The sequence below is a fragment of the Collinsella sp. AF11-11 genome, assembly GCF_003465485.1.
Taxonomy (GTDB): domain Bacteria; phylum Actinomycetota; class Coriobacteriia; order Coriobacteriales; family Coriobacteriaceae; genus Collinsella.
In genome coordinates, this window is the sequence record NZ_QSAS01000003.1 from 1 (window position 1) to 25272 (window position 25272).

Here is a 25272-nt window from a genome sequence, read left to right on the forward strand (position 1 = left end):
GTGCGGATGAATGTGGGAAGTGTTCGGATGAAGTTGCCAATCAAGGTTTAATTTTGTTGCTCAACATTTGACACGCTGGGCGTGGTAACTTTTTTACCAACTGGTATGATTAATGACACGTGCGCCGCGCCTGCCTGCCGGGCTGCGGCGCATTCGTGACAGCCTCTGACACCCTTGGAGCGTGCACTGTGGATGTAACCACAAAAAGCGTTCGGGGGGGGGGGTGCTCACCCGCGAGCAATTCCTCCCGTATGAGATGCGCATCGTCGCTGGCCTGCGTACGCAGGGCGCAAGCGACGAACAGGTCATTGTACGCGTAAAGAGCGATAACCTCTTTCAATATCCTACGGAGCGCATGGTTGCCAACCGCGCAGCCGTGTGCCTTCGCCGCCTCGACGCCATGGTGCCCACGGACGCCGCGTGCGCCGCGCGCGGCATCGACCCCAATACTGCCGCCGAGGCTGCGTTATCCCTAACCGGCCTTATGGCATCTGGTACTCCCGCGCAGGCGGACCAGGCCATCTTTTACAGCATGATCTGCCGCTACGACATCGTGCGCGAGCTCGTGCTCGTCGAGGTAGGGGAGCGCCTGCAAAACTTCGACTATGCCTTCACGGCGGCTGACCTCAACGCCTTTATGACGCGCTTTACCACGGAGTATCCGGACGCGGCCCGCTGGACCGAGGCCACGGTCAAGCGCATTAAGGGCTCGCTGCGCCAGACGCTCCGCCACGCCGGCCTTATAGGCGAGGGTCAGGGCCCGGAGTCCGAACGCCTGTCCCCGCTCTTTCTCGACCCCGAGGTCGAGCAGGGCCTGGTCCAGCTGGGCGAGCAGCCGCTTATCGCGGCCCTTACCGGCAGGGCGGTGATGTAGCGTGGCTTCCGTCAACAGCGCCGCCGACCCTGCTATCACCCCAGCGACTGATCTCACCACCAATATCGGCATCCATTCCCGCAAGAGCGTCGTGGCGGCGTATGCCCGCTCCGAGCACTCTCGTCGGGAATTTGAGCGCCGCGCGCAGCTTCTGCGCGAGTGCCTGTGCAGCGAGGACTTTTTGGCCAACAAGGGCATAGGCAATGAGATCGGCTTCCACACCTTTTGCTATGACCCCGCGCTGGAGTTTGAGGCGCGTGCATTATTTGACGCCCTTTCACGCGATGCCGAGGCCGACAAGCTTCCGTGCACGCTCAAGGTCGTGAACCTCTACGACGCCGTGCTGGCAATTCTCGAAAAGCGCCGTGTCCTTAAGGCCATCCCACGCCAAGAGGAGCGCCGCGGTACCCAGCGCGTGCTCGAGGACGTGGCCAAGTTCGCCTCGTCCGAGAAAGTCGCCGCGTACATCCTTGAGCAGACCGAGCCGCACGCGCCTGGAGACGTCGTTCTCCTCACCGGCGCGGGCGAGGTTTTCCCGTTCTTTCGCATACACACGCTTCTCCACTGCATGCTTGCGGATTTTGATGAGGTGCCTGTGATCGCTGCCTATCCGGGCAGCTTCAACGGCTCTTCTTTCCAACTCTTTAACCGTCTGCCTGCCGATAACTACTACCGCGCCATCGATATCTCGTAAGCACGGCTCCCCGCAGATAAGGCCCTGTCGCCGGTAACAACCCTTTGCCATAACGTTCCCAAACCCAAAGGAGCACCCATGGACAACACGATCATTCGCGACCTCTTTGTAAAAGACATCAACCGCTCCATCAACGGCGTGGTCAAGGTCCAGGATTCAAAAGATGGGTCCATCCGCCAGGAGCTTGACGAGTACGTGGTGACGCGCGAGTTGCAGAGGCACTTTGCCACGTTCTTCAAGGCCTACGGCGATGCCATCGATGAGTCCACCGACAAGATCGGCGTGTGGATCAGTGGCTTCTTCGGTTCCGGTAAATCGCACTTCCTCAAGATGCTGAGCTACCTGCTCGAGAATCGCCAGATCGGTGGTAAGAGCGCCATCCGCTACTTTGACGGCAAAATCGTCGACCCCATGGTCGCGGCTGCCATGGAGCGCGCGTGCTCGGTGCCCACGCAGGCCATCCTCTTTAACATCGATAGCAAGGCGGGCCAGTGGAAGCAGGGTGATACGGCTCCCACGGCGCTGCTTCGCGGCTTTGAGCGCATGTTCTACGAGGCGCGCGGCTTCTACGGCGAGGACCTCAAGCTTGCAAAGCTCGAGGACTACATCGATTCCCTGGGCAAGACCCAGGAGTTCCGCGAGGCCTTTGAGCGCGTCAACGGCGAGGCCTGGCTCCAGACCCGCGATACCTACAGCTACTTTGAGGACGACGTCGTCGAGGTGCTGCAGAGCGTGCTCGGCATGAGCGAGAAGGCCGCATGGAACTGGCTCGAGGGTTCTGAGGACGAGGTTTTGGCCCCTGATGTCTTTGCCAAAAAGGTCAAGGACTATGTGGACGCTCAGGCAGCGGCCCACGGCGGCAACTTCCGTTTGCTCTTTATGGTCGATGAGGTGGGTCAGTTTATTACAAACGACCAGGACCCAAGCCTTATGCTGAGCCTTCAGACCATCGTCGAGGAGCTGGGTGCCGCCTGCGGTGGCCGCGTGTGGGTGATGGTCACGAGCCAGGAGGCCATCGACAACCTGAGTCTGCCCGTGGGCAACGACTTTTCAAAGATTCAAGGCCGCTTCAATACCCGCCTTTCGCTTTCCAGTTCCAGCGTGGACGAGGTCATCCAGCGCCGTGTGCTCGAGAAGACCGCGCCGGCGGCCGATATGCTTGCACGGGTCTACGAGCAAGACACCGCCGTGCTCAAAAACAACTTTACCTTTGAGGGTGGCTCGCGCTCCGACCTTGCCGGCTACGCCAACTCCAAGGATTTTGTGGCCAGCTACCCGTTTGTGGGCTATCAGTTTAAGCTCCTGCCCGACGTGATGACCGAGGTGCGCAAGCACGGTGTCAAGGCCAAGCACATGTCCACGGGCGAGCGCTCCATGCTGAGCGCATTCCAGGAGAGCGCTCAGGTCATCCAGCATGACCAGACCGGTGTGCTCGTGCCGTTCTGGCGCTTCTTCGACACTATCTCCAAAGATCTTGAGCACGGCATCAGCCAGGTGGTTGACCGCGCGGTCCGTGCGGCCGAGAACGCGGAGGGCCTTGAACCCTACGACGTTCAGGTGCTCAAGCTCCTGTACCTGATTCGTTACATCGGCTACGTCAAGGCCACGGTCGAGAACATCTCCATCCTCATGATCGATAGCCTCGACGTGGACAAGCGCGCCCTCAAGGACCGCGTCAAGGAATCCCTCGCCCGTTTGGAGCGCGAGAACTACGTGTCACGCCAGGGCGATACCTATAGCTTCCTCACCGACGAGGAGCAGGAGATAGCGCAGGAGATCGCACGCACCCCGATCGACAACGCACAGGTGATCGAGTCTATCAAAAAGCGCCTGTTCGACAGCATCTACACCGCGCGCAAGCTCAACCGCGGGGCCAACGACTTCCCGTTTGACCGCTATGTGGACGGCTCAATCCACGGTACCAGCATGGGCGGGATGGAGCTTTACGTGGCGACTATGGCGAGCGACCTGGGCCGTGCGGACGATACCGAGCTGGCCTTGGCTTCTTCGGGCAAAGCCATCGTGGCCTTGAGTGACGAGGCGGATTATTGGGCTCCACTCGTCAACGCCGCCAAGATCCGCAAGTACGCCAAGACGCGAAATCTCCAGGAGCTTCAGCCGAGTACGCGCCAGATCGTCGAGTCCAAGATGCGCGAGGCGGCCTATAACGAGAAAGAGGCCGATACCCTTTTGAGCGAGGCCGTGCTCCATGCACGTTGCGCGGTCAACGGCCGCATGGTTGAGGTCCGCGCGGCCAAACCCGTTCAGGTTTTTGAGCAAGTGCTGGCGCAGCTGTGCGATGTGGTCTTTGATAAGGCCGACTATATCGGTGCGCCGGTCACGAGCGATTCCGATATTCGCTCCACTCTGGCGGGCAACGTTCAAGTGGGGCTCGCTGGCATGGACGCGGGTAACACGCGTGCGCTCAAGGAGGTCGAGGACTACCTCAAAGTGCAGCACCAGCGCCACCTGGATACCGCTATGGGCGATATCCAGCGCCAGTACCAGCAAAGGCCCTTTGGCTGGCGCGAGGTCGACATCGCAAATGTGGTGGCGCAGCTTGTGGTGGAGCAGCGCGCGCAGGTGCTGTTTGGCGGTCAGACGGTTCAAGCTAACGACAGCCGCATGGTGGCGCTCCTGCGCAAGGATGCCGATAAGGCCCAGGTGCGCTTGCGCATGCGCATGAGCGACCGGTTGCTACGCGCCGCGGGCGAACTCATGTGTGACCTGTTTGATCTCAAGACCGTGCCCTCCAACGAGGATAAGCTCGTGGCCGAGCTCAAAGAGCGCCTTGAGGGCTTGCGCGAGGCGTGCCTCGCCATAGCACGCGACTACTACACGGGCATCAAGCCGGCCTACCCGTATCCCGGTGAGGACGAGTGCGAGAAGATGCGCTCGGAGGTGGCCGACGTCCTTAAGGACCAGAACGAGGCCGAGGCGTTCTTGACCACGTTCACCAAGCATGAGGAGCGCTTGCTCGATGCTAAGGAAGACTTTGACAAGGTGGTTGAGTTCGTCGAGTCCAATCAACGAACAGCGTTTGACCACGCCAGGGATTTCTTGAACCGCACCGAGGGTATCGAGTATGCCTCCGATGACATTCCCAGCGCGGTGGAGAACGTGGCAAAGGTGCGTGAGATCCTCAAAGATCCCAAGCCCTACGGCCGTATTAAAGACCTGCAGCCGCTTATGGATCCCGTCGAGGATGACATGAAAAAGCTGCTGGGCATCCGCCGCAATGAGTTTTTGTGTCGCATCGAGAGCGATCTGCAAGACCTGCGGGCGCAGGCCGAGAGTCAAAAGGGCTTTGTCAATCAGGCCAAGGATGCCATAGCAGACGCCGGCACCAAATACGAGTCGTTCAAAAACCGTGCCCACAGCGCTCAAAGTCTCAACGAACTGAGCGTTGTTGCAACTAACTGGGGCGACTGGCTCAGTGCGGCGGCCAACGAGATGTACGACGCTGTGGATGAGGCCCGCGTGCGTATGGACAACGAGCGCCGCACCACCGAGGTCATGAGTACGGGTGAGGTGGTCAAGAAGGTCTCCAACAAGGGCGCCGCATCGTCTGCTCCCGTGCCCGCGCCCAAGCCCCAGCGCAAGATCAAGACTGTGCGCCGCGCCGATCTGGCCAAGCCGAGTCGTCTCTTGTCCGCAGAGGATGTGGAGCGCTACGTGGACGACTTGCGCTCCCGCCTTATGCAGGCGCTCGCTGCAAACGACGAGATCCGTATCAACTAACCCGCGGAGCCACCGGTGCCAAAGCGCGCACCGGTGGCTTATGGCGTTTAGAAAGGCTCATCAACCATGAACGATTCTGCTCTTAAGAGCTTCTGCACCTGGGCCCGTACGGAGCTCATCAAAGGCGTGGAGGCGCAGATGGTGCGCTACGGCATCACCGAACCTGCACCCGCGCCCGTTGGGTCCGAGACCGTTAGCGGCCTGCCCCTAAGTCCGGCTGAGATTGAGCAACGCGACGAACTGCTGCGCATGCAGGCAGAGGTGGGTCACGAGGCGCTGCGCGACCGTGCGGCCTACACCTGGTTCAACCGCATCGTGGCCATTCGCTTCATGGATGCACGCGGATGGCTTCCCAGCCGCATGCGCATGCTAAGTCGTGCGGACGGCAGCCATGGCAGCGAGGCCGTGGAGAACGCACTGGACGTAGAGATAGCGACGGCCGATACCGATCGCATAGCCGAGCTCAAGATGGCGGGCTTGGATGAACCGCTGTGGCGCTATCTGTTTGTTGCTCAGTGCGAGGAGCTTGCCGATTGCCTGCCGGGTGTCTTTGAGCGCGTGGGCGGAGCCATGGAGCTGCTGTTGCCCCAGGGCCTCATGATGTCCGACGGCGTGGTGGGCAAGCTCAATGCCGTCCTCACTGACGAGGACTGGCGCAAGGGCGTGACCGTTCTGGGCTGGATGTATCAGTACTACAACGCTGACGTTAAAGACGAGTTCTTCAAGTCCAAGCGCAAGGCAGCGGCGGCGGACATCGCGCCCGCCACGCAGCTCTTCACCCCCGAGTGGATCGTGCGTTACATGGTCGAGAACTCGCTCGGCCGTCTGTGGATGCTCAATAACCCGGGGAGTTCGCTGCGCGAGCGCATGGAATATTACATCGAGCCCGATGCTGGACACGAGGACTTCATACGCATCTCGAGCCCCGAGGAGATAACCCTCTGTGACCCCGCATGCGGCTCGGGCCATATCCTGGTCTATGCGTTCGAATTGCTCTTCCATATGTACGAGGAGCGCGGCTATCGTGAGCGCGAAATTCCCGAGCTCATTCTTACTGAAAACCTCGCTGGCATGGAGATCGATCCCCGTGCAGCGCAGATCGCGGAACTGGCGCTTGCCATGTGCGCCCGCGAGCACGATCGTCGCTTTTTCAAGCGCGCCGTGCGCGCCGACGTTACCGTGCTCTCGAGCATCCCGCTGGGAGAGGACGAGCTCCCGGGCAACAAGAAGCTCGCCGAGGAGCTGAGCCATTTGGGCGAGATCGGTTCGCTGCTCAATCCTTCAGAGGACGAGATCGACGAGCTCAAGGCTGCCGCCGCGAGTTGTTCCGATGACCATTTTGCCGCTACGGCCAAAACTAAGCTCGAAAGCGCTGCCGCCATCTGCGAGAAGCTGTCCCGTCGTTTTACCTGCACCGTTGCGAATCCTCCGTATATGGGCAGCAGCAGCTTTAATCCATTCATGAGCAAGTGGGTCAAGAGAAACTATCCCGACGTGAAGAGTGACCTGTTCTCTTCGTTCATCGTGCGCATTATGGACTTTGCTGGCGAGCACGGCGAAGTCGGAATGATGACTCCATTTGTTTGGATGTTTATCGGTAGCTACGAGAAGCTTCGAAATAGGCTTATCGATGACAAGACCCTAACCACGCTCATTCAGCTCGAGTATTCTGGCTTTGCAGGGGCAACCGTGCCCATCTGCACGTTTACCTATCACAATTCGCATATCGATGGTTATAAAGGCGGATACGTTCGTCTTGCCGATTTTACTGGCCCCGCGGTTCAGGCTCCCAAGGCGCTGGAGGCCATCCAAAACCCCGACTGTGGCTGGTTCTACCGCCGCAACGCCGACACCTTCAAACAAATCCCCGGCACTCCCATAGCCTACTGGGCCAGCGATGCTCTTGTTGAATCGTTCACAAAAGGAAAGAGGCTCGATGCCATTGCTACTCCGCGACAGGGCTTGGCGACGAGCGATAATGGCCGCTTTTTGAGGAAATGGTGGGAAGTGGTGCCTTCCAACACATCGCGAGATTGCAGTGGCAGGCCCGAGGCAAAGCAAAGTGGTTCCCGTTGGTTTCCGATTATTCGGGGCGGCTCCTATCGAAAGTGGTGGGGTGACTACGATGAGGTGGTTAATTGGTTTGATGACGGTCGGGAGATGAAGGAAGCAATTCTGTCCAAGTATACCTATCTCTCTACACCTGATTTTGTGATCAAGAACCAGAACGACTATTTCAAGCCCGCAGTTTCCTGGTCTAAAATTTCTTCCAGCCTCGCCTCCTTTAGGTTTGCACCTCGAGGGATGCTTTTTGAGGTAGCTGGAGCATGTCTTTTTGCGGAGCCGAACGAGCTTCGATACATCCAGGCTTTCTGCAACTGTTCCATTGCCGAAATTGATTTGGCGTTTATGTCGCCGACTCTAAACTTTGAGGTAGGCCAAATCGGTCAGTTACCGATCATCCAAGATAAGGCCGCCGAACCGACTGTTTGTTCACTCGTTGAAGACTCTCGCTCAATTTCAAAGGCTGACTATGACTCGTTTGAAACTTCTTGGGATTTCAAGCGTCATCCTTTAATTTAGCTGTCTTGTTAGGACTCACCTATCTTTAACAAAAGAACGTCATTGGATAGATTGGATTGAAATTAAATATGTCTGAAAAAAAGAAAGATGACAAGAAAAGAAAAGATGAAGGGGCGGGAGCAAAGAAGCCGGTCACGATTCCTGGACCCATAACAAGGTTAACGCAATTTACTTATGAAAAACCGGCGGGTTTACCTGATCGAAAAACCAAGTAGTAAAGGTGACTTTCATGGGCAAAAAGAACAAGCGACATGACGTCGATAAAAGCGCTCTCTCCAAGGAGGGGCAGATTAGCGATTACTTGAGAGACATTGTTCTTTCCTCACTTGAATTTGAAAAAGAGAGGGGGGATAGCTTAAATCGCTACGTTGATAACCTCATGGTTACCATCACGATTCTGTCCGTTGCGTACCTGGCGCCTCTCGACTATATTTCAAATATTCAAGGTCTTGAGGAAGTTTATGGGATTTCAACGAGGCAAATACTGTTTGTCTATTTGATTCTTCTTGGTCTTCTTGGCTGTGCTCTTGTTATAGCTGTCAGTGCAATATTTTTAAGGAGCAATATTGCACTCGCATCTCCTTCTGAACAATTTGATAGGTATTCGACTACTTACAAAGAGGCTTGCGACGAGGGCGGGCAAATTAGGGAACGGGACTTGCTTAAGTCCTACTGCTCTTCCCTAAACATTACCTATCGGGCTTACCTTTTGAAACATAACAACATGTGGAAGCGATTGAAAATATCAACTGGCCTGACTGTTCTGTCATTAATCATGGCATTCGTTTTTCTGTCCCATCTTTTTTTGACTTTATTGTAGTTGTCGTCTCTCACTTATGGGATTTATTGATAGCCAGACTTGTCCTGAAGATATCGGTCGAGCATCGGAAGGCTTTCGCTGTTTTTCAGCTCACGAGTCTTGGTGTTTATTGATTGATGGAATGGGCTCGGGTTTTCTAACTTCTACTGTATTGATAAATTGAAAGGTCTGTAGTTATGGCCACTTTGCTTCAAGATAAATACGAGGCTCGCAAGGCCGAGGTCAATGCTCGCTTTGAGCAACTTCGCGCTAACGAGGAAGAGCTCAACCGAATCTTTGCCAAGATCTACAACATGGAGGGCGAAGTGCCCATCGAGGTCGAGGACAAGTACGTTTCGGTGGCGCGCATCTTTGACACCGCCGACGAGATTCCCGAGAGCTATAAGGGCAACAAACACGTGCGTACCAAGCGCGACGAGATCACCTCGCTCATAAGCTATGCCGTGGGCTGCATGTTTGGCCGCTATTCGCTGGACGTGGACGGTCTGGTCCTGGCCGACCAGGGCGCCACGGTCTCTGACTATCTGGCCAAGATGCCCGATCCCGATCACGTGACCTTTATGCCCGATGGCGACAACGTGTTGCCCATTACCGATGACGAGTACTTTGACGACGACATCGTGCGCTATTTTATTGACTTTGTGCGTACCGTGTACGGCGAGGAGACGCTCGAGCAGAACCTGGCCTTTATTGCCGAGGTGCTCGGCGGCAAGGGCACCTCGCGTGAGGTCATCCGCACCTACTTTTTGAAGGACTTCTTTAAGGACCACTGTCAGACCTACAAGAAGCGCCCCATCTACTGGCTGTTCGACAGCGGCAAAAAGAACGGCTTCAAGTGCCTTGTTTACATGCATCGCTATCAGCCCGACCTGTTGGCTCGCATCCGAACCGACTATGTGCATGAGCAGCAGGAGCGCTATCGCTCGCAGATCGGCTATGCCAACGATGCCCTTGCCAGTGCTGAGCGTGGTGAGCGCGTGCGCTTGGATAAGCGTGTCAAAAAGCTCAATGACCAGCTTAAAGAGACCATCGGCTACGAGGAGAAGTTGCACCACTTGGCAGACCAGATGATTAAGATCGACCTGGATGACGGCGTCAAGGTCAACTACGCCAAGTTTCAGGATGTACTGGCAAAGATCAAGTAAATGCAGATACGGTAAGGATATTCATGCCCAAGATCGATGTAGAAGAACAGCTTAAGCTGCGGTTTTTGCAGCCGTTGTCCGCATGCGCGCCGCGCCGTGTGGTGGTTTGGCACGATGCGGACGGCGAGTTTGCTCCTGAGTTTGAGCGATTGGCTGCCGAGGGTTTCGACGGCGTGGGGGCCGATGCCGGCGTAATGCCTGCTCACGGTGACTTTGAGCGTCCGGTGCGGTTTGTTGAGGCCTGCGAGGGCCGCATGTTTGCCGTCAAGAAGCTCATCAACCGCGATGACCTTGCGAACGATATCTTGCTGTATCGCCGTTGCCCGCGCGGCAGGCTTGAGGGCGATTGGCTTGCCGATGTTGAGCTGTATGCCGATCAGTTCCAGGCTGACTATCTTTCGCTTTTAGCTGATCAGCTGGGCATCGAGAATATCGACGCCGTGCGCGAGAGCCTGCGCGAGCACAAGACCTTCTTTGATGCCAAGACCCGCTGTGCTAAGTTTGCCGCGTGCGTTCCGCACGTCGCGGGCGCATCCGATATCGAGCTTGGAATCCTTACGGTGATCTTTGGCGGCAAGGAGCCGGGCGACGCGCGGCCCGCGTTTGTGCTGCGCGGCTGCATGGCCACACTGCTGCACGAGGGCCCCGAGGCGCTGGCTGCGCTGGTGGATAAGTACAGCTTGCGCGACGTCCTCTCTGCCTTTATGCTGCGCTGCTATGGGTTTGATGGGCCGCTGTACGAGCGCGACTCACTGCTTATGCTTGCATCCCATGTGCTCCTTACGGCGGCATCCACCGCGCTTCCCGAGGGGGCGCTCAAGGGACTCGAAAGCTATGTGGCTCCCGCCTACGGCCCCTATTGTCTTGAGGCGGTGCGTACGTGGGACCAGGCCGCCGATGTCCAGGCATCGAGCGAGGACCTATTTGAGATCTGCCGTTTGGTAGAGGATGCCCGTGGACTCTTTGCGCGGTTCGAGACCCTGCCAATCGATGCGTTGGTCTCGCTTGACGTGTTCCCGTGCGTCAACGAGGCTGTGCTCTCACAGTTGTTCAGCTCGTTTGCTCAGGGTGCGGACCGTGTTGAGAGTGCGCGCACATTTGCTGCGCGCCGTTGCGACCTAAGCTGGTACCGTCGTGTTGAGAGCTACTTTGACTTGCTTGCCGCTGTGGCCGATATGTGCGCGTTTAGGCAGGCACACGCGGGCGGGTTCCATCTGGCGCAACCCCAGCAGGTGTGGGATGCCTATACGTCCGATTGGTATTCCATGGATGCTGCCTATCGCCATATGTGCACCGCGTATTTGCGGGCGCGCTCTGTCGAGTGCGATGTGCTCGAGGAGCCTGCCCGAGCCGTGGTGGACTGGGCGGAGAATCTCTACAGCAACTGGTTTTTGGCCGATGCCAATGCCTGCTGGACATCCGCTGCGCAAGGGGAGTGGGCCGATTGCGGCTACATCGATGGCCCTGCACGGCAGGATGAATTCTACTGGCATGTGCTGCCCACCTTTGTGGGGTCTGCCAAAACGACGGTCGTTATCGTAAGCGACGCGCTGCGCTATGAGGTGGCCCGTGATGTCGCGGCGCTTCTCGAGCGCGAGCGCGGCGGCAACGTCAGGGTTTCTAGCATGCAGGCGGTCTTTCCCTCCATCACCGAGGTGGGCATGCCCGCGCTGCTGCCGCACCAAGCGCTTGAACTTGCAGCGGATGGCTCGCTTGTGTTGGCTGACGGCATGCCCACTGCGACGACTCCGCAGCGCGAGGCCGTACTTACCCACGTTGAGCCCACGGCCCGCGCTTTGCGCTCGAGCGCATACCTCAACATGGCGGGAACCGAGCGCAAGGCACTGCTCAAGGACTCCAAGCTCGTTTTTCTCTACCACAACAAGATCGATGCTACGGGCGAGAAGGCCGCTACGCAGGATGACGTCTTCGATGCCTGTGCGGACACCGTGGAGGAACTTGCTGCGTTGGCGCGTCGCGTGTGCACCGACGCCCCGGGCGCGCGTGTTGTTATAACGGCGGACCACGGCTTTATCTACACGCGTCGGGAGCTCAGCGAGTGCCAGATGCTCGGCAAGCCAGACCTTCCCTTCCTTGACGCTCCTGTCATGCACGGCAAGCGTCATCTGGTGGTGCCCAACGAGGCCGTGGCCAAGCTTTCGGAAGAGGCATGCGGGGTGTTTGTTAATGTTGGCATGGGACGTTTGGGTGCCGGTTTTGAGGGATTTGCCCCGCGCGAGAACGTGCACTTCAAGCGTCCCGGCGGCACTAACAACTACGTCCACGGCGGCATGAGCCTGCAGGAGCTCTGCGTGCCCGTTATCGGTTTTTGGCGTGCGCGCTCGGGTTCCAAGGACTTTGTCGACACGCGCGCGGCGACGCTGCGCGTGCTAAGCGAGGGACGCCGAGTGACCAACTCGCTCTTCTCGGTCAACTTGATCCAGGAAGAACCTGCCCAAGGTAAGGTCTTGCCGTGCGAGTACGAGCTGGTGTTTACCGATGCAAGTGGCAACGAGGTGAGCGATACGGTCAAGGCGCATGCCAACAAGACTTCTGTTAACTCGCAGGAGCGCGTGGTGCATGCCAAGTTTGCGTTGCATGCAGCGGATGGATTCTCGGCCAAGGGTCCGTACTATCTGGTCTGCCGCGAGCGCGAGACGGGCAAGATCGTTTGGCGCGAGACGTACACCATCGCTGTTTCGTTTGCCCCTGTTGCTGACTTTGGTTTTTAGGAGTGTGCCCTATGTTTGATAGCCATGACGACGATCTGTGGGAAGTTCCCTCGATTGATGTGAATGCGCCCGTGCAGGCTGCTGTGCCTGTAGGGGAAGCCGTGCCTGCCCCGGAGGCTGAGACTGTCGAGCCTGCCTCGGAGGCTGAGGCTGCTGCGGAGGCCGTGGCTTCCACGCTTGTCCCGGAGCCGACGGAGACCGCTGCGCCCGCTGAGGCCGAGGTGCCCGTCGAGGACGAGTCCTCGACCGATGGCTATGCCCAGGCCGCGGCCGAGGCTCCCGAGGACGACGGTTACGACATGGATGTGCTGGACGGTAAGCTGCTCGAGCACTTTGGCGGCAAGATCGTGCGCAAGGACCTGACGGCCCTTATGAAGCGCGGCGCCAACGTGCCCACCTTTGTGCTGGAGTACCTGCTGGGCATGTACTGCTCAACCGACGACGAGGACGCCGTGGCGGAGGGCCTGGGGCGCATCCGCAAGATCCTCACCGATAACTACGTGCGTCCCGACGAGTCCGAGCGCATTAAGTCCAAGATTCGCGAGCTGGGTCGCTTTACCATCATCGATAAGGTGACGGCCAAGCTCGACGAGTACAAAGACATCTACGTGGCGTCGTTTGCCAACCTGACCATTGAGCCGTTTGTGATGCCGGCCGAGTACGTGCGCGACTATTCCAAGATTCTCCAGGGTGGTATTTGGTGCATTATGAGCATCGAGTATCGTCGTCCCATGGAAGAGGAAGACGAGTTTGGCATGGAAGTCTTTGGCGACGATGCGCCGCGCCGCTCCAAGGCTAAGCGCAAAAAGCGCGGGCCCGAGGACTCTCCGTTTAGCGTGGCGTCGCTCACGCCCATCCAGATGCCCAACCTGGACCTGGACGCCATGATCGAGGAGCGTCAGTATTTCTCGCGCGACGAGTGGCTCAACATGCTGCTGCGCTCTGCCGGCTATGAGCCCAGCGAGCTTTCGGAGAAGGAGCGCCTGCACTTTATCGAGCGCATGGTGCCGCTGATCGAGCGCAACTACAATCTGTGCGAGCTTGGTCCTCGCGGCACCGGCAAGAGCCATATCTACAAAGAGGTTTCGCCCTACGCCATTTTGCTTTCGGGCGGGCAGACCACCACGGCCAACCTGTTCGGCCGTATGAACTCCATGCGCGCCGATCGCGTGGGCTTGGTGGGTCATTGGGATTGCGTGACGTTCGACGAGGTCGCCGGCATGCGCTTTAAGGACACCAACGCCGTACAGATCATGAAGGACTATATGGCGAGTGGCAGCTACGCGCGCGGCCGCGACCAGATTAACGCCGATGCCTCCATGGTTTTTGAGGGCAACATCAACGACACCGTGCAAAACGTCCTTAAGACCACGCACCTGTTTGATCCGTTCCCGCCGGAGTTTAACAACGATTCGGCCTTCTTCGACCGTATCCACTATTACCTGCCGGGCTGGGAGATTCCCAAGATGCGTTCGAGCCTGCTGACCGGGCATTACGGCTTAATCACCGACTGCCTGTCGGAGTTTTGCAAGGAGATGCGCCGCAAGGACTTTACGCATCATATCGACCGCTACTTCCGCTTTAACAGCGACTTTAACAAGCGTGACGAGATCGCCGTGCGCAAGTCCTTTAGCGGCCTGGCCAAGCTGCTGTTCCCCGACGAGGCTATGGACAAGGACGACGTTCGCTGGCTGCTGGACTACGCCATCGAGGGCCGCCGCCGTGTAAAGGAACAGCTCAAGATTATGGCGGGCGTCGAGTTTATCGACGTCAACCTGGGCTATATGGATGCCGACAATCCGCAGGACGTGCACGTGGTGCGCGTGCCCGAGCAGTCCGAGGATACGCTGATTCCCGACGGGCCGCTGTTGTCCGGCCACGTGTTTGGTGTGGGCAGGTCGCAGGGCGGCGAGGTTGCCGTGTACAAGCTGGAGAACAAGGCCGTTGCCGGCGAGTGCAAGTTTAAGCACGAGGGCGTTGCCTTTAATAAGCCGGTGCGCGATACGCTGGAAGCCGCGTTTGACAACTTTGTGAACCTGGCGAACCGTGTGGCGCCGGGCATGCACATTGGCTCCAAGGATTATTTGCTGTTCTACAACGACCTGCAGAGCAAGGGCCTGTCCGAGGAAGTTTCGCTCGCCGAGTTTGTGGGACTTTGCTCTGCGGCATGCAATCGCCCGGTGATGCCCGCGCTGGCGATTCCGGGAATCTTGCGCATGTCGGGTTCTATGGACGAGATCCGTGGGCTCGAGGACATTATGCGCGTGGCCAAAAACGCCGGCGCCAAGCGCGTGATTTTGCCGCTGAGCGCTATCGCGGGCCTGCAGAGCGTTTCCTCCGAGATTATTTCGGGACTGAGTCCGGTGTTCTACATGGATGGTGACCCGGTTGATGCTGCGAAGAAGGCGTTGGATCTATAGGGATGCGAGCGCGCGGGCTTGCGTGCGCGAGGTGTTTGATGCGCACGTGAGCCCGCGGGCATGTTGGCGCGCTGCGCGTGAGGAGGCCTTGCCATGGCGGAAGAACGTTCTGTTAGCGAGCTGCTCGATGAGCTCTTTGGCTTTGAGTCGGTAGCCAAGCGTCAGACGGCGCTTGAGCAGTGCGATCGCGGGGAGTTATTGCGCAAGGCGCGCTCCCGCGAGCTGCTGGGCGTGATCGGGGGCGTCGAGGCTGCCGAGCGTGCTGCGCGTGAGTCTGCCGTGCGGGCCGTTGACGGGTATGTACGCCGCGTTGAATTTGATTCTCTTGCGCGCGCTCGCAAACAGGTAGGCGTTGTGGGCCCGTTGCAGATGGAGCGGCGCTACGCTGCCTTTTTGCGTATGGAGGACAAGGCCGAGCTGTTGGCCCGCTTGGAGCAGACGCTTGCGTTTATCGAGGTAAAGCTGCGTGCCAATACGGCGGACAGGGTTCGTGCGGCATACGATGCTGCGGGGGCTTTGGTGTTGCAGGGCGCGGCGCGTCTGAGTGACGTGCGCGTTGTGGATGCCGCACCCTTGGATGCCAATCTGCTATGCACGCAGTTGGAGCAACTGCGTTGTGCCGCCGACGCAACGGACCTTGCCGGCATGATCACGGCGACGTTTGAGTCCGAGCTGAGTGCGACCGGCCCGCAGGGTGTTGACGCGTTTGCGAGCGATGTGGCTGGCGATGTGGCGCTGGAGCGCGAGCTTACTAATGTGCGCGGTGCTGCGCAGCGAGCGCGCTTGGCAGCCCAAGCGTATCGGGCCGAACGCGCTGCCCGCGTTGCAGGGAGCACGGTGGAGCCGGTATCGTTGCCGGAGTCTGCTCGCGTTGCGTGCGGGACGGGGTGCGATGCCGTAGAGCTTTCCGAGTTGCTCGCTCAGGTAAAGAAGTCGTTTGAGACCTATAGGCGCGTTGTTGCCGACGGCGGGTTGTTCTGTGCCTTTGGTGCCGGTTCGCCGCATGGGATTTGCCGCGGCAGTAGCTATTTCGACTACGATGATCGGTTTGACGAAGACGTGTTGGTGGGCGAGTACGACGGTGCTACCAGGCACAATGTTCGGCGCGAAGTTGCGATTCCCGAGCTTGTGGACGAGGCTTCGGCCGACGGCGGCGACTCGCTCGAGGTTGCCGTGGCGCGCATGCGTGAGTTTAACGGACGGCGCTACGATGGTGTGCTGGACGAGGATCCTGCGCGCCATGTGAATGCGTTTTGGTATGGACTCAAAAAGCTCAGCCAGTATTGCGAGGCCGCTGTGCGTGTGGATGAGCGCGCTTGGGATTGCTTTATCGATAAGGTTCAGTTTGCCTATGACGAGCCCGCGGGGCGCTTGGCCACGCAGATGGACGACAAACAGGTTGCGGCTTTCGTTGCAGCCGTGAATGTGCTCGGCGCTGCTGAGTAGGGGCCTGATCCGGTAGGGGGTTTCACCATGAAGATCGATGTTGATGTTGACCAGCTGCGCGAGAGTTTACTCGACCGTGCGGGGAGTGCAGCCGGCGTGGGCTTTCCAGTCGCTATGCTCGACGTAGTGGATATCGAGGATGAGTCGCCCCAAGAGCTCCTGACCCGTGCTGAACGCGAAGGCCTCGACCTCCGCGACTTTGCCGTCGACGATGACGCTGAATGATGGCCATCTTTGTTATTGACGAACATATGTTTGTATTTTATACTCATGCTTGAACATACGTCCAACTTCATGGTATAAACTAGGTGGTCATCTCTTAAGAGAGGGCTTCCAAGTGCCGGGGACGTTTTCCCCGGCTTTTTTATTAAGGATTGCCCATGCGAGAGCTGAGTATCTTTATTGATGAATCTGGAAGCGATGATCTTCGTGAAAGATACTATCTTGTGGCCTTTGTTTTTCATGAACAAGATATTCCCATCGCTGAGGGAATAGAGAAATATGAAAGGGCGGTAGCCGAAAGCGGATTGCCGCTTCTTCCGTTCCATGCTTCTCCTCTCATGAATGGAAAAGATCAGTTCAAGGACTTGGGCATCAGCGAGAGAAAAAGGCTGTTCTCACTATTTCGAGTTATGTTTCGACATTTGCCCATCTCGTACAAGGTGTTTGTATTCAAGACGCATCGGTACCGAACTCTTAAACAGATTGCTGATGCGATGCGGCGTGAAATCATCGATTTCATATTCGACAATTTGAGTTGGTTTCAGCAGTTTGATGCTGTAAAGATTTACTACGACGGAGGACAGGGTTCGGTTTCGAGTGCGCTTCACAAGGCAATCGATTACGCTTTGGCTAAAAATGCAGTTATCTATAAGCCGACAACTTCATCGGATTACTATTTGGCTCAGGCCGCGGACTATGTCTGTACCATTGAGTTCACGAGTCTGAAATATCAGGCAAATAAGCAGACTAATACTGACCAGAAGTTTTTTGGTGGTAGTACTGCGTTTAAAAAAGGCTTACTAAAAGAAGTTAGAAAGAAGGCCGTCCCAAATTAGCTGCCCTGTGGCCGCTACGACGCCAGCGTGGCGATGACGGCTTCGTCGCCGGCGTATATGAGGGTGTTGCCATCGGGGATGATCGTCTGGCCTTCGCGCTTGAGCATCACCACAATAAACGGATGCTTGCCTTGCGGCACATCGCGCAGGCGCTGGCCGGCCAGGCGACCGTGGGGGGTCACGGTGACCTCGCGCAGCGTAACCTCGGCACGCTCTTCAAACGTCGGGGCGGCCATAACCAGAAGGTCGCCTTCCTCGATCACGGTATCGCCGTTGGGCAGCACGGGGTGCGCGCCGTCGCGCAGCACCAGAACCACAAGCATGTCCGTCGCACTGCCAATGTCGGCGAGCGAACGTCCGGCAAACGGATGTCCAGCTCCCATCTTGAGCTTGACGAACGACATGCCGTCCTCGTCGCGGTAATCGTTAAAGGTGCGGCGCACGTCGCCTTCCGCGTCGATCATATCGAGTTTCTTCGCCACTGCTGGCAGCAGCGAGCCCTGCACCACAATGCTTGACACGGCAATCACAAACACCAGGTCAAACAGGTCGTGACCACCGGGAACACCGGTTACCACGGCAAAGAGACTAAATACGACCGAAGCCGCGCCGCGCAGACCCGCCCAGCTTACGAGCGCAACCTGGCGAGGGTTGGTCTTAAAGGGCACCAGCAGCAGGCCCACGGCGATGGGGCGGCTCACGAAGAGCATAAACGCCATGAGCGCCAGGCCGGGTAGCAGCATTTGCGGCAGGCGCGCGGGCGTGACGAGTAGGCCCAGCAAAAAGAAGATGGTCATCTCGGCCATCTCGGTGAGGGTGTCAAAGAAGTGCGCCAGCTCGACCTTGCCGGTGATGTCGCTCGCGCCCAGCACAATGCCGGCCAGGTACACGGCCAAAAAGCCGTTGCCGCCCAGGTAGCTCGGCAGCGCGTAGGCGACGATTGCCACGGCGAACAAAAAGATGGTCTGCGCGCCCTCGGCTGTTGCGCGTGCGCGTTCAATCAGGTGGCCCGCCGCCCAGCCGATGGCAAGGCCCAGGCCCACGCCCAGGATAATCTGCTTGGCCAGCAGTGTGGGAATGTTGATGTCGCCGCCGGCTGCGAGTGTGGCGAGCACGGCGGTGAGCATGTAGGCGACGGGGTCGTTGGAGCCCGATTCGACCTCGAGCAGCGAGTCGGTGCCGCCCCTCAGCGAAAGGCTGTGCTCGCGCAGAACGCTAAAGACGCTGGCCGCGTCGGTGGACGCCACAACCGATCCCAGCAGCAGGCCGCCGATCCAGTCGAAGCCCAGTACAAAGTGCGCGAACACGCCGGTAATGCCGGCAGTGATGACGACGCCGAGCGTGCTCAGCAGCACCGCAGGCGCGGCGACGGGCTTGGCACGGTCGATGTTGGTGTTAAAACCGCCGTAGAACATGATGAACAGCAGCGCCGTGCTGCAGACGGTTTCGGTGAGCGCGTAGTCGCTAAAGTCGATGTGAGCCGGGCCGTTGACGCCCAACAGCATGCCGAGCGCGATAAAGATGAGCAGGGTGGGGAAGGGGAGTTTTTTGCCGACGGGCTTGATGGTCAGGCACAGAATAATAACGAGGCCGATAAAGAGAAGGATCTGGTTCATGGATGGTGTCCGCTCCTGGGTGGTTGGCGTGGCACGGTCAGTTGTCTGCGGTTATTTGTACCCAAAGATGGTGGGTTTATGGGGTTGGATTGCGGGCGTGCGCGATATCGTCATAGACGGCTGCCGTCTTTGCCTCTGCTTGGAAACCCTTTCCAGCTTTATTGCAACGGAGTACAATGGGTAACGTTTAAGTTCAACTTGAAGTTTTAGTTGCGGCGCCGGGCTTCGGCCGCAATGCAAGGAGAGGCGTACCATGGCGATCTATGTGACATCTGATGCTCACGGGCACGTGCGTGCGCTTGACGAGGCCCTGTCTAAGATCTCGTTGACGTCCGACGACACGCTGTACGTGCTGGGCGACATGATCGATCGCGGGCCCGATCCGGTCGGCGTTATTAAGCTCGTGCGCTCGCTGCCCAACGCCCGCGTGCTCAAGGGTAATCACGAGCAGATCATGCTCGATGCCATCATTGGCCAGGATCCGCTCGATGCCGAGACCTGGGATATCAACGGTGGCTGGACGACGCGCGAGCAGCTCAACGACATGGAATTTGAGGCATACGAGGAGCTCGTGCGATGGATGGCCGCGCTGCCGCTCTACGCGGTGGCCGAGACCGAGGAGCGCCCGTATCTGCTGGTACATGCTGGAATCGAGATGAAGGCGGCGCGCGCGTTTTTGCTTGAGCATGGCGTCGATTGTGCCGATGGCGTCGGAGCGGTGGGTGCCGATCGCGAGCTGCTGCAGCAGATGCTCGCGGTGCAGTCGTCCGATGACCTGCTGTGGATTCGTCACGGCTATTGGGATGCGCCGACGGGACTGCTTTCTGCCGAGGGCGAGGGCCCGGTCGTGGTGAGCGGCCACACGCCCACGGTGTCGCTTGGGCGCTATTGCGTGGTGGATGGCCTGGCGGGGCTCGATGAGGAATCGGGCCGGGGGCGTTTTGTGCGCCTGGGCGGCGAGGATACCGCCGGCGTGCCCGATCGCATCGATATCGACTGCGCCGCCGCCACCGGCTCCGAGTTCGGCCGCGTCGGCATCCTGCGCCTGGATGACGGGGCCGAGTTCTATGCGAACATCAACCCGGGCGAATAATCGGTGCAAAGGGTAGCTAATTTGGGACGGGGCTTTTTTGACTACTTTCGAAGAGTAGCGCCTTCTTGCTCGGTAAGCGCTAGAAATGAGGAGCGTCTGCGTCCTCGGCAGCGCGAAAATGCTCGAAAAACCGTCGCAACGGAGTCAAACGACGTCGCGACGGTTCTTTTTTGGCTGCCCGCTGGCTAAGTGAGTAGGCTTTTTTGGAAATGCCGAGCAGCCGGCAAATTTGCCTCAACAAAACCGCAGGTCATTGACTTGTGTTTTGCCGGTGTGGTCAGGGATTCGGCAAAAGTCTACTCACTTAGTTTTGCGTGATGCATATTGTCCGCAACGAGACCCCAGCCGGGGTGATTCCATCGCAAATTCCGGTGACCGGGGGCAGCTAATTAGGCGCCGTATGGGTTGCGGTCGCGTTCGATGCGTTGGCGGATGTGGGCGTACTCGATAATCAGTAGCACCAGGAGTAGGGCCATGATGGCTAGGTAGCTCACCACAGCGCCCATCAGACCCAGCAGCTTAATCAGGATCACCGGCACCACCACGCTTACGGCGAAGCAGATCAGGTAGATCTTGGTGACATCGCCGGCGTGGCGCAACACCGTGATAATGGCATAGATAAAGTCGATTGCCGCGGTGACGCCGCCGGCGACAACCATTAGCAGTGCAAGCGTGCGGTAGCGCTCAAAGTTGAGGCCGTACATAAAGCTCATGAGGGGAATGCCGGGGCCTGCCATAAATGCGGCGCACGCTCCAGTAATGACTACGATCAGTGCCATAACGGCAACAATAATCAGATCAAAGCGGCGACGCTTGCGCGGATTCGCCCAAATGCTCGACAGACGTAGGAGCTGCGGTTTATAGATAAATCCAATGCTCAACAAAATGGCCTGCGCCGGAAAAAACAGTGCATTAAAGTACAGCTGATATTTGTATGCCAGCGTGCCCTCCATCACAAACTTGGGCATGCTCTCGATAAGGTTGAACAGGAACAGCGCACCAAAGAGCGGGGCGCACTGGACAAACAGGTGGCCAGCCTCGCGCAGACTCATGCGGCGTGATTTTTCGGTTTCGAGCAGGGCGAGCGGGGCGGTGACCAGTACGAGCGAGGCAATCGCGGCGATGCCCATGGCCATGGCCGCGATGGGCATGCTGCGCGTGAGGAACAGTGCCACGCTAAAGACCGCGATGACGCCGGCGGAACGCAGCGTTTGGCTCATGCCTGCCAAATAGAGCTTGTCGGCCTGCTGCAGGCGGCCCTCGTACACGTCGGCAATGCCGTCGATCACCTTATACAGGTAGACGCCCAGGCCGATTGTGGCCATCTGCGCATCGTAGCCGCGGGCGCTGCTGTATACCAGGCCGCATGCCAGCGCGAGCGCTCCGCAGATCCAGCGGTTGAGCTGGTAAGAGGCAAAGGACGTCTTTTCGTCGATGTCCGAGACCTGGAAATTGCGCACGCCGTAGTTGCACGCGATCATGATGAGCGTGCCGGTGACAAAGGCGATGGAGAATTTGCCAGCCTCCTCGGCGCCCACGAGCTGTGTGGACACGATGGTGAGCAACGGAAACGCCATGCCCCATACGGCGGTGCCCAGGGTATTCCAAAGGTAGTCGCGACGGGTGGCGTGATCTTCGTACTCGGCTTCTTGCGTGGAGAAGCCGCCGCCGTAGACGGCTCCGAGCAGGCGGTTCCACCAGGCATTGACCATGCGGTGGATGGGGCCGGGCTGGCGATCGCGCTCGCGGCGACGGCGTGTGGCCTGGCTGCTGTCGGGACCGCCGGCGTTACGCTGGCTTAGCTCTTGGATTCGTGCGAGCTCCTCGGCGGTGTGCGATGCGGGGAACAGGCCGTTCTCGATGCGTCCGCCCTGCCCGTGCGCCCCGTCCGATACGGTGGGGTCGGCGACGCCATTGTGGCGGGCGATGGCGCGGCGAATGCTATCGATGGGCGTGATGCTCAAAGCGGAGTCCTTTCTATTGCTGCGCTCTAGTATAGACGCGACGGTGTTCGTTCGTGTTTTTGAACAGGTTGTTCGATAATTTCGGCGGCGCCATTCAGTAGCCGGCACTCGGGGACGTTCCTTATGTGCCGGCACTTTAGGAACGTCCCCGAGTGCCGGCATCCGGGGACGCTCCTTGGTTGTTGCCTGTTCAAGAGTGTCCCTAACGATTAGTCGTTTAAAAACGTCCCCAATGACTAGGCCGCTTGCCTGCGATTTTTGACCGTTGGGCGGGCTTGCCGCCCTTGCCGCAAAAACGTTTTTGCATATCGGGTACAACGGGCTTTACGTGAGTAAAGTGCGCGCCTCGTCCACGTGTCGCGCTTTTAAAGGAGGCCCCATGCCAGGTGTTACCCCTGCAGAAGTTCTGTCCAACTTTGGCATTACGCTGGTCGAAGATCCTGCCGAGAACCAGCCCCGCCTGCTGGTCGACCTGCCGGCAGCCGAGCTCGTCGAGCACGCCATCCGTCGCAACGAAGGTCGTATGGCCTCCAACGGCGCGCTGGTGATCGAGACGGGGGAGCGCACTGGCCGCTCGCCTAATGACCGCTTTATCGTTGACACCCCCGATGTTCACGACAAGATTGCCTGGGGTGCCGTCAACCGCCCGCTGTCTGTCGAGAGCTACGAGGCCATCAAGGCCGGCATCGTCGACTATCTCAACGAGCGCGACGTGTTCGTCACTCGCGGTATGGCCGGTGCCGACCGCAACCATACGCGTCGTCTGCTTGTCGCCTGCGAGCGTGCCAGCCAGGCGCTCTTTATTAAGCAGATGCTCGCCCGCCCGCTCGCCCGCGAAATCGCGCGCACCGGCGAGCCGGACTTTTGCGTGCTCGCCGCTCCTGGCTACCAGTGCGATTCCGCCATTAAGGGCCTCAACTCCAGCGCCGCCGTGGTCATCAACTTCCAGGAACGCGTGATTCTGGTCGCCGGCACCGGCTACTCCGGTGAGATCAAAAAGTCGATCTTCAGCGTCATGAACTACCTGCTGCCCGTCGAGGACGACGTGCTGCCCATGCACTGCTCGGCCAGCATGGATCCTGTCACGCACGAGACCGCCGTGTTCTTTGGCCTGTCCGGCACCGGCAAGACCACGCTTTCGGCCAACCCCACGCGGCTGCTGATCGGCGACGACGAGCACGGTTGGTCCGACATGGGCATCTTCAACATCGAGGGTGGCTGCTACGCCAAATGCGAGGGCCTGGACGCGTTCCACGAGCCCGAGATCTTCAACGCCGTCCGCTTTGGTGCCATCTGCGAAAACGTGGTGCTCGACGAGAACCGCAAGCCCAACTACGACGACGTCTCGATCACGCACAACACGCGCGTGGCCTACCCCGTCGAGCATATCCCCAACGCGTGGACCAAGGGCATGGGCACCACTCCAAGCGTCGTGCTCTTCCTGACCTGCGATGCCTTTGGCGTGCTGCCGCCCATCTCGCGCCTGACGGCCGACGCCGCCATGTATCACTTTGTGACGGGCTTTACGGCCAAGATCCCCGGCACCGAGGTCGGCGTCACCGAGCCCACGCCCACGTTCTCTTCGCTGTTTGGCGAGCCGTTTATGCCACTCGACCCCATGGTCTATGCCAAGATGCTCGGTGAGCGCATCGCCGACGGCCGCACGCGTGTGTACCTGGTCAACACCGGCTGGATTGGCGGCGGCTACGGCGTGGGCCATCGCATCGAGCTTGCCTACACGCGCGCCCTGGTGGCCCGCGCCCTCGACGGTACCATCGAGGACAGCGAATTCGTGCATGACGATATCTTTAACGTTGACATCCCCACCACGTGCCACGGCGTGCCCGACGGCATCCTGGTGCCGCGCCAGTACTGGCAGAGCACCGCGCGCTACGACGAGGCGGCGCACAACTTGGCCGTGATGTTCGAGGAGAACTTCGAGAAGAAGTACTCGCACCTGCCCGAGTCCGTGAAGGCCGCCGGTCCGCACGCTCAGGTGCACGCCGACGCCCGTCATCGCGGCCGCGGCCTGCTGGGACTCCGACACTAGCGTTGCTTCAGACCCAAAACCACCATAAAGGGGACAGGCACCTTTGTGGTGGTTTTACTCGCGCGGATGACTCGGGTTACAATACGCCTGACATATTGCCCCCTTCTCCGGATGGGGGCAGCGTAAGCGCTCTTGTGGCGGCACCGTAGGACTTTGAAGGTGGCCGTCGTAAGGGCGCTTTTTGTTTAGGCACCCGGGCTCGGGCGCATGCTATGAAGGGAGAGCACATGAAGAGTTTCGTTGCCGAGGATTCGTTTTGGGAGCTATTTCCGCAGGCGGCTGTCGGTGTTGTGGTCGTAAAGGGCATGAAGCCCGCGGCTCAGATTCCTCAAGAGGACGTTGATGCGATTGCCGCGTTGCTCGACCGCGCCAATATCGATGCGGAGCGTCACCTGACGAGTGATACCATCAGCGAGAATGCGCCGGTTAAGGCATGGCGCGAGGCATATCGCCTATTCAAGACCAAGAAGGGCGCGCGTTGCTCAATTGAGAACCTGCTCAAGCGCGTGCTCAAAGGCAAGCCGGTGGGCCACATTACGCCCGCGGTGGACATCTACAACACGGTGTCGCTGTCCTACGCGCTGCCCGTAGGCGGCGAGGATTTGCACGCGATTGAGGGAGACCTTTGCCTGAAGGTGACCGACGGTGGCGATTCATTTCTGCCGCTTGGCGAGGAGACAGATGACCCGACGCTTCCCGGCGAGCTCGCCTACATCGATGATGCGGGCGCCGTATGCCGCTGCTGGAACTGGCGCGATGGCGTTCGAACGGCGTTGTCCGATGATTCGGCCGATGCTTTCCTGGCGATTGAGTGCGTGGAGCCCGAGCGGATGGGGGATTGCCAGGCCGCGATCGATCGCTTAGCCGAGCTGCTCGAGCGCTATCTGGGAGCGACGGTTGTCGTTAAAACGCTTGTGACCCGCGACAATCCTTGCGTGGGGCTGTAGCGAAGTCTGCGGATCAAACTCGATGCCCCAAACCACCACAAAGGTGCCTGTCCCCTTTGTGGTGGTTTTTATGTTGATGGGTTAACAAA

Annotated in this window: 17 protein-coding genes; 15 read left to right on the top strand and 2 right to left on the bottom strand. The window is 58.8% G+C overall.

The window, feature by feature from the left end:
* Positions 1-223 precede the first annotated feature (223 nt).
* The 12 genes from DWV58_RS02890 to DWV58_RS02945 all read left to right on the top strand — a co-directional run bounded on the left by DWV58_RS02890 (position 224) and on the right by DWV58_RS02945 (position 17513).
* The gene (locus DWV58_RS02890; protein ID WP_158564509.1) at positions 224-874 is read left to right on the top strand and encodes a DUF1819 family protein; all 651 of its coding nucleotides are present in this window, start codon (positions 224-226) and stop codon (positions 872-874) included.
* Position 875: 1 nt separating this feature from the next.
* Positions 876-1568, top strand: coding sequence for a DUF1788 domain-containing protein (locus DWV58_RS02895; protein ID WP_117776128.1), 693 nt, complete (start codon positions 876-878; stop codon positions 1566-1568).
* A 78-nt stretch (positions 1569-1646) separates the two neighbouring features.
* A complete protein-coding gene (brxC, locus tag DWV58_RS02900) occupies positions 1647-5309 on the top strand; it encodes a BREX system P-loop protein BrxC (RefSeq protein WP_117776129.1) in 3663 nt (1220 codons plus the stop codon).
* 66 nt (positions 5310-5375) lie between these two features.
* Positions 5376-7892 carry a BREX-1 system adenine-specific DNA-methyltransferase PglX gene (gene pglX / locus DWV58_RS02905; RefSeq protein ID WP_117776130.1) on the top strand — a complete coding sequence of 839 codons (2517 nt, stop codon included), beginning with the start codon at positions 5376-5378 and terminating at the stop codon, positions 7890-7892.
* Positions 7893-7960: 68 nt separating this feature from the next.
* On the top strand, positions 7961-8107 hold the full coding sequence (locus DWV58_RS09835; protein WP_156333782.1) for a hypothetical protein: 147 nt from the start codon (positions 7961-7963) through the stop codon (positions 8105-8107).
* Positions 8108-8121: 14 nt separating this feature from the next.
* Positions 8122-8712, top strand: a complete 591-nt coding sequence (locus tag DWV58_RS02910) for a hypothetical protein (RefSeq protein WP_117776131.1) — start codon at positions 8122-8124, stop codon at positions 8710-8712.
* Positions 8713-8888: 176 nt separating this feature from the next.
* Positions 8889-9857 (top strand): hypothetical protein, encoded by a 969-nt coding sequence (locus tag DWV58_RS02915; RefSeq protein ID WP_117776132.1) that lies wholly within the window; start codon positions 8889-8891, stop codon positions 9855-9857.
* A gap of 23 nt (positions 9858-9880) precedes the next feature.
* Positions 9881-12589: a BREX-1 system phosphatase PglZ type A gene (gene pglZ, locus DWV58_RS02920; protein WP_117583759.1), complete on the top strand. Its 2709-nt coding sequence runs from the start codon at positions 9881-9883 to the stop codon at positions 12587-12589.
* An 11-nt stretch (positions 12590-12600) separates the two neighbouring features.
* Entirely contained in the window at positions 12601-15009 is a 2409-nt protein-coding gene (gene brxL / locus DWV58_RS02930) for a protease Lon-related BREX system protein BrxL (RefSeq protein WP_199585971.1), read from the top strand.
* A gap of 93 nt (positions 15010-15102) precedes the next feature.
* The gene (locus DWV58_RS02935; protein ID WP_117776134.1) at positions 15103-16455 is read left to right on the top strand and encodes a hypothetical protein; all 1353 of its coding nucleotides are present in this window, start codon (positions 15103-15105) and stop codon (positions 16453-16455) included.
* A gap of 27 nt (positions 16456-16482) precedes the next feature.
* Complete coding sequence (locus DWV58_RS02940) at positions 16483-16680, top strand: hypothetical protein (RefSeq protein ID WP_117776135.1); 198 nt, start codon at positions 16483-16485, stop codon at positions 16678-16680.
* A 155-nt stretch (positions 16681-16835) separates the two neighbouring features.
* Positions 16836-17513 carry a DUF3800 domain-containing protein gene (locus DWV58_RS02945; RefSeq protein WP_117776136.1) on the top strand — a complete coding sequence of 226 codons (678 nt, stop codon included), beginning with the start codon at positions 16836-16838 and terminating at the stop codon, positions 17511-17513.
* Positions 17514-17527: 14 nt separating this feature from the next.
* Here DWV58_RS02945 and DWV58_RS02950 read toward each other — a convergent pair whose 3' ends face one another.
* A complete protein-coding gene (locus DWV58_RS02950; RefSeq protein WP_117776137.1) occupies positions 17528-19129 on the bottom strand; it encodes a potassium/proton antiporter in 1602 nt (533 codons plus the stop codon).
* 253 nt (positions 19130-19382) lie between these two features.
* Here DWV58_RS02950 and DWV58_RS02960 point away from each other — a divergent pair, with 253 nt between their 5' ends.
* Complete coding sequence (locus tag DWV58_RS02960) at positions 19383-20222, top strand: metallophosphoesterase (RefSeq protein WP_117776138.1); 840 nt, start codon at positions 19383-19385, stop codon at positions 20220-20222.
* 389 nt (positions 20223-20611) lie between these two features.
* Here DWV58_RS02960 and DWV58_RS02965 read toward each other — a convergent pair whose 3' ends face one another.
* The gene (locus tag DWV58_RS02965; protein WP_233540486.1) at positions 20612-22186 is read right to left on the bottom strand and encodes a lipopolysaccharide biosynthesis protein; all 1575 of its coding nucleotides are present in this window, start codon (positions 22184-22186) and stop codon (positions 20612-20614) included.
* Positions 22187-22565: 379 nt separating this feature from the next.
* On the opposite strand from DWV58_RS02965, the gene pckA reads away from it, so the two are divergent.
* Both pckA and DWV58_RS02975 read left to right on the top strand, forming a co-directional pair.
* Positions 22566-24236, top strand: coding sequence for a phosphoenolpyruvate carboxykinase (ATP) (gene pckA, locus DWV58_RS02970; RefSeq protein WP_199585973.1), 1671 nt, complete (start codon positions 22566-22568; stop codon positions 24234-24236).
* Positions 24237-24463: 227 nt separating this feature from the next.
* Positions 24464-25183 (top strand): B3/4 domain-containing protein, encoded by a 720-nt coding sequence (locus DWV58_RS02975; RefSeq protein ID WP_117641034.1) that lies wholly within the window; start codon positions 24464-24466, stop codon positions 25181-25183.
* Positions 25184-25272 lie beyond the last annotated feature (89 nt).

What these genes read in the sequence shown, in the direction of transcription:
- brxC (WP_117776129.1), top strand. Translation starts at nt 1,647, where the DNA reads ATGGACAACACGATCATTCGCGACCTCTTTGTAAAAGACATCAACCGC.
- pglX (WP_117776130.1), top strand. Translation starts at nt 5,376, where the DNA reads ATGAACGATTCTGCTCTTAAGAGCTTCTGCACCTGGGCCCGTACGGAG.
- DWV58_RS09835 (WP_156333782.1), top strand. Translation starts at nt 7,961, where the DNA reads ATGTCTGAAAAAAAGAAAGATGACAAGAAAAGAAAAGATGAAGGGGCG.
- DWV58_RS02910 (WP_117776131.1), top strand. Translation starts at nt 8,122, where the DNA reads ATGGGCAAAAAGAACAAGCGACATGACGTCGATAAAAGCGCTCTCTCC.
- DWV58_RS02915 (WP_117776132.1), top strand. Translation starts at nt 8,889, where the DNA reads ATGGCCACTTTGCTTCAAGATAAATACGAGGCTCGCAAGGCCGAGGTC.
- pglZ (WP_117583759.1), top strand. Translation starts at nt 9,881, where the DNA reads ATGCCCAAGATCGATGTAGAAGAACAGCTTAAGCTGCGGTTTTTGCAG.
- brxL (WP_199585971.1), top strand. Translation starts at nt 12,601, where the DNA reads ATGTTTGATAGCCATGACGACGATCTGTGGGAAGTTCCCTCGATTGAT.
- DWV58_RS02935 (WP_117776134.1), top strand. Translation starts at nt 15,103, where the DNA reads ATGGCGGAAGAACGTTCTGTTAGCGAGCTGCTCGATGAGCTCTTTGGC.
- DWV58_RS02940 (WP_117776135.1), top strand. Translation starts at nt 16,483, where the DNA reads ATGAAGATCGATGTTGATGTTGACCAGCTGCGCGAGAGTTTACTCGAC.
- DWV58_RS02945 (WP_117776136.1), top strand. Translation starts at nt 16,836, where the DNA reads ATGCGAGAGCTGAGTATCTTTATTGATGAATCTGGAAGCGATGATCTT.
- DWV58_RS02950 (WP_117776137.1), bottom strand. Translation starts at nt 19,129, where the DNA reads ATGAACCAGATCCTTCTCTTTATCGGCCTCGTTATTATTCTGTGCCTG.
- DWV58_RS02960 (WP_117776138.1), top strand. Translation starts at nt 19,383, where the DNA reads ATGGCGATCTATGTGACATCTGATGCTCACGGGCACGTGCGTGCGCTT.
- pckA (WP_199585973.1), top strand. Translation starts at nt 22,566, where the DNA reads ATGCCAGGTGTTACCCCTGCAGAAGTTCTGTCCAACTTTGGCATTACG.
- DWV58_RS02975 (WP_117641034.1), top strand. Translation starts at nt 24,464, where the DNA reads ATGAAGAGTTTCGTTGCCGAGGATTCGTTTTGGGAGCTATTTCCGCAG.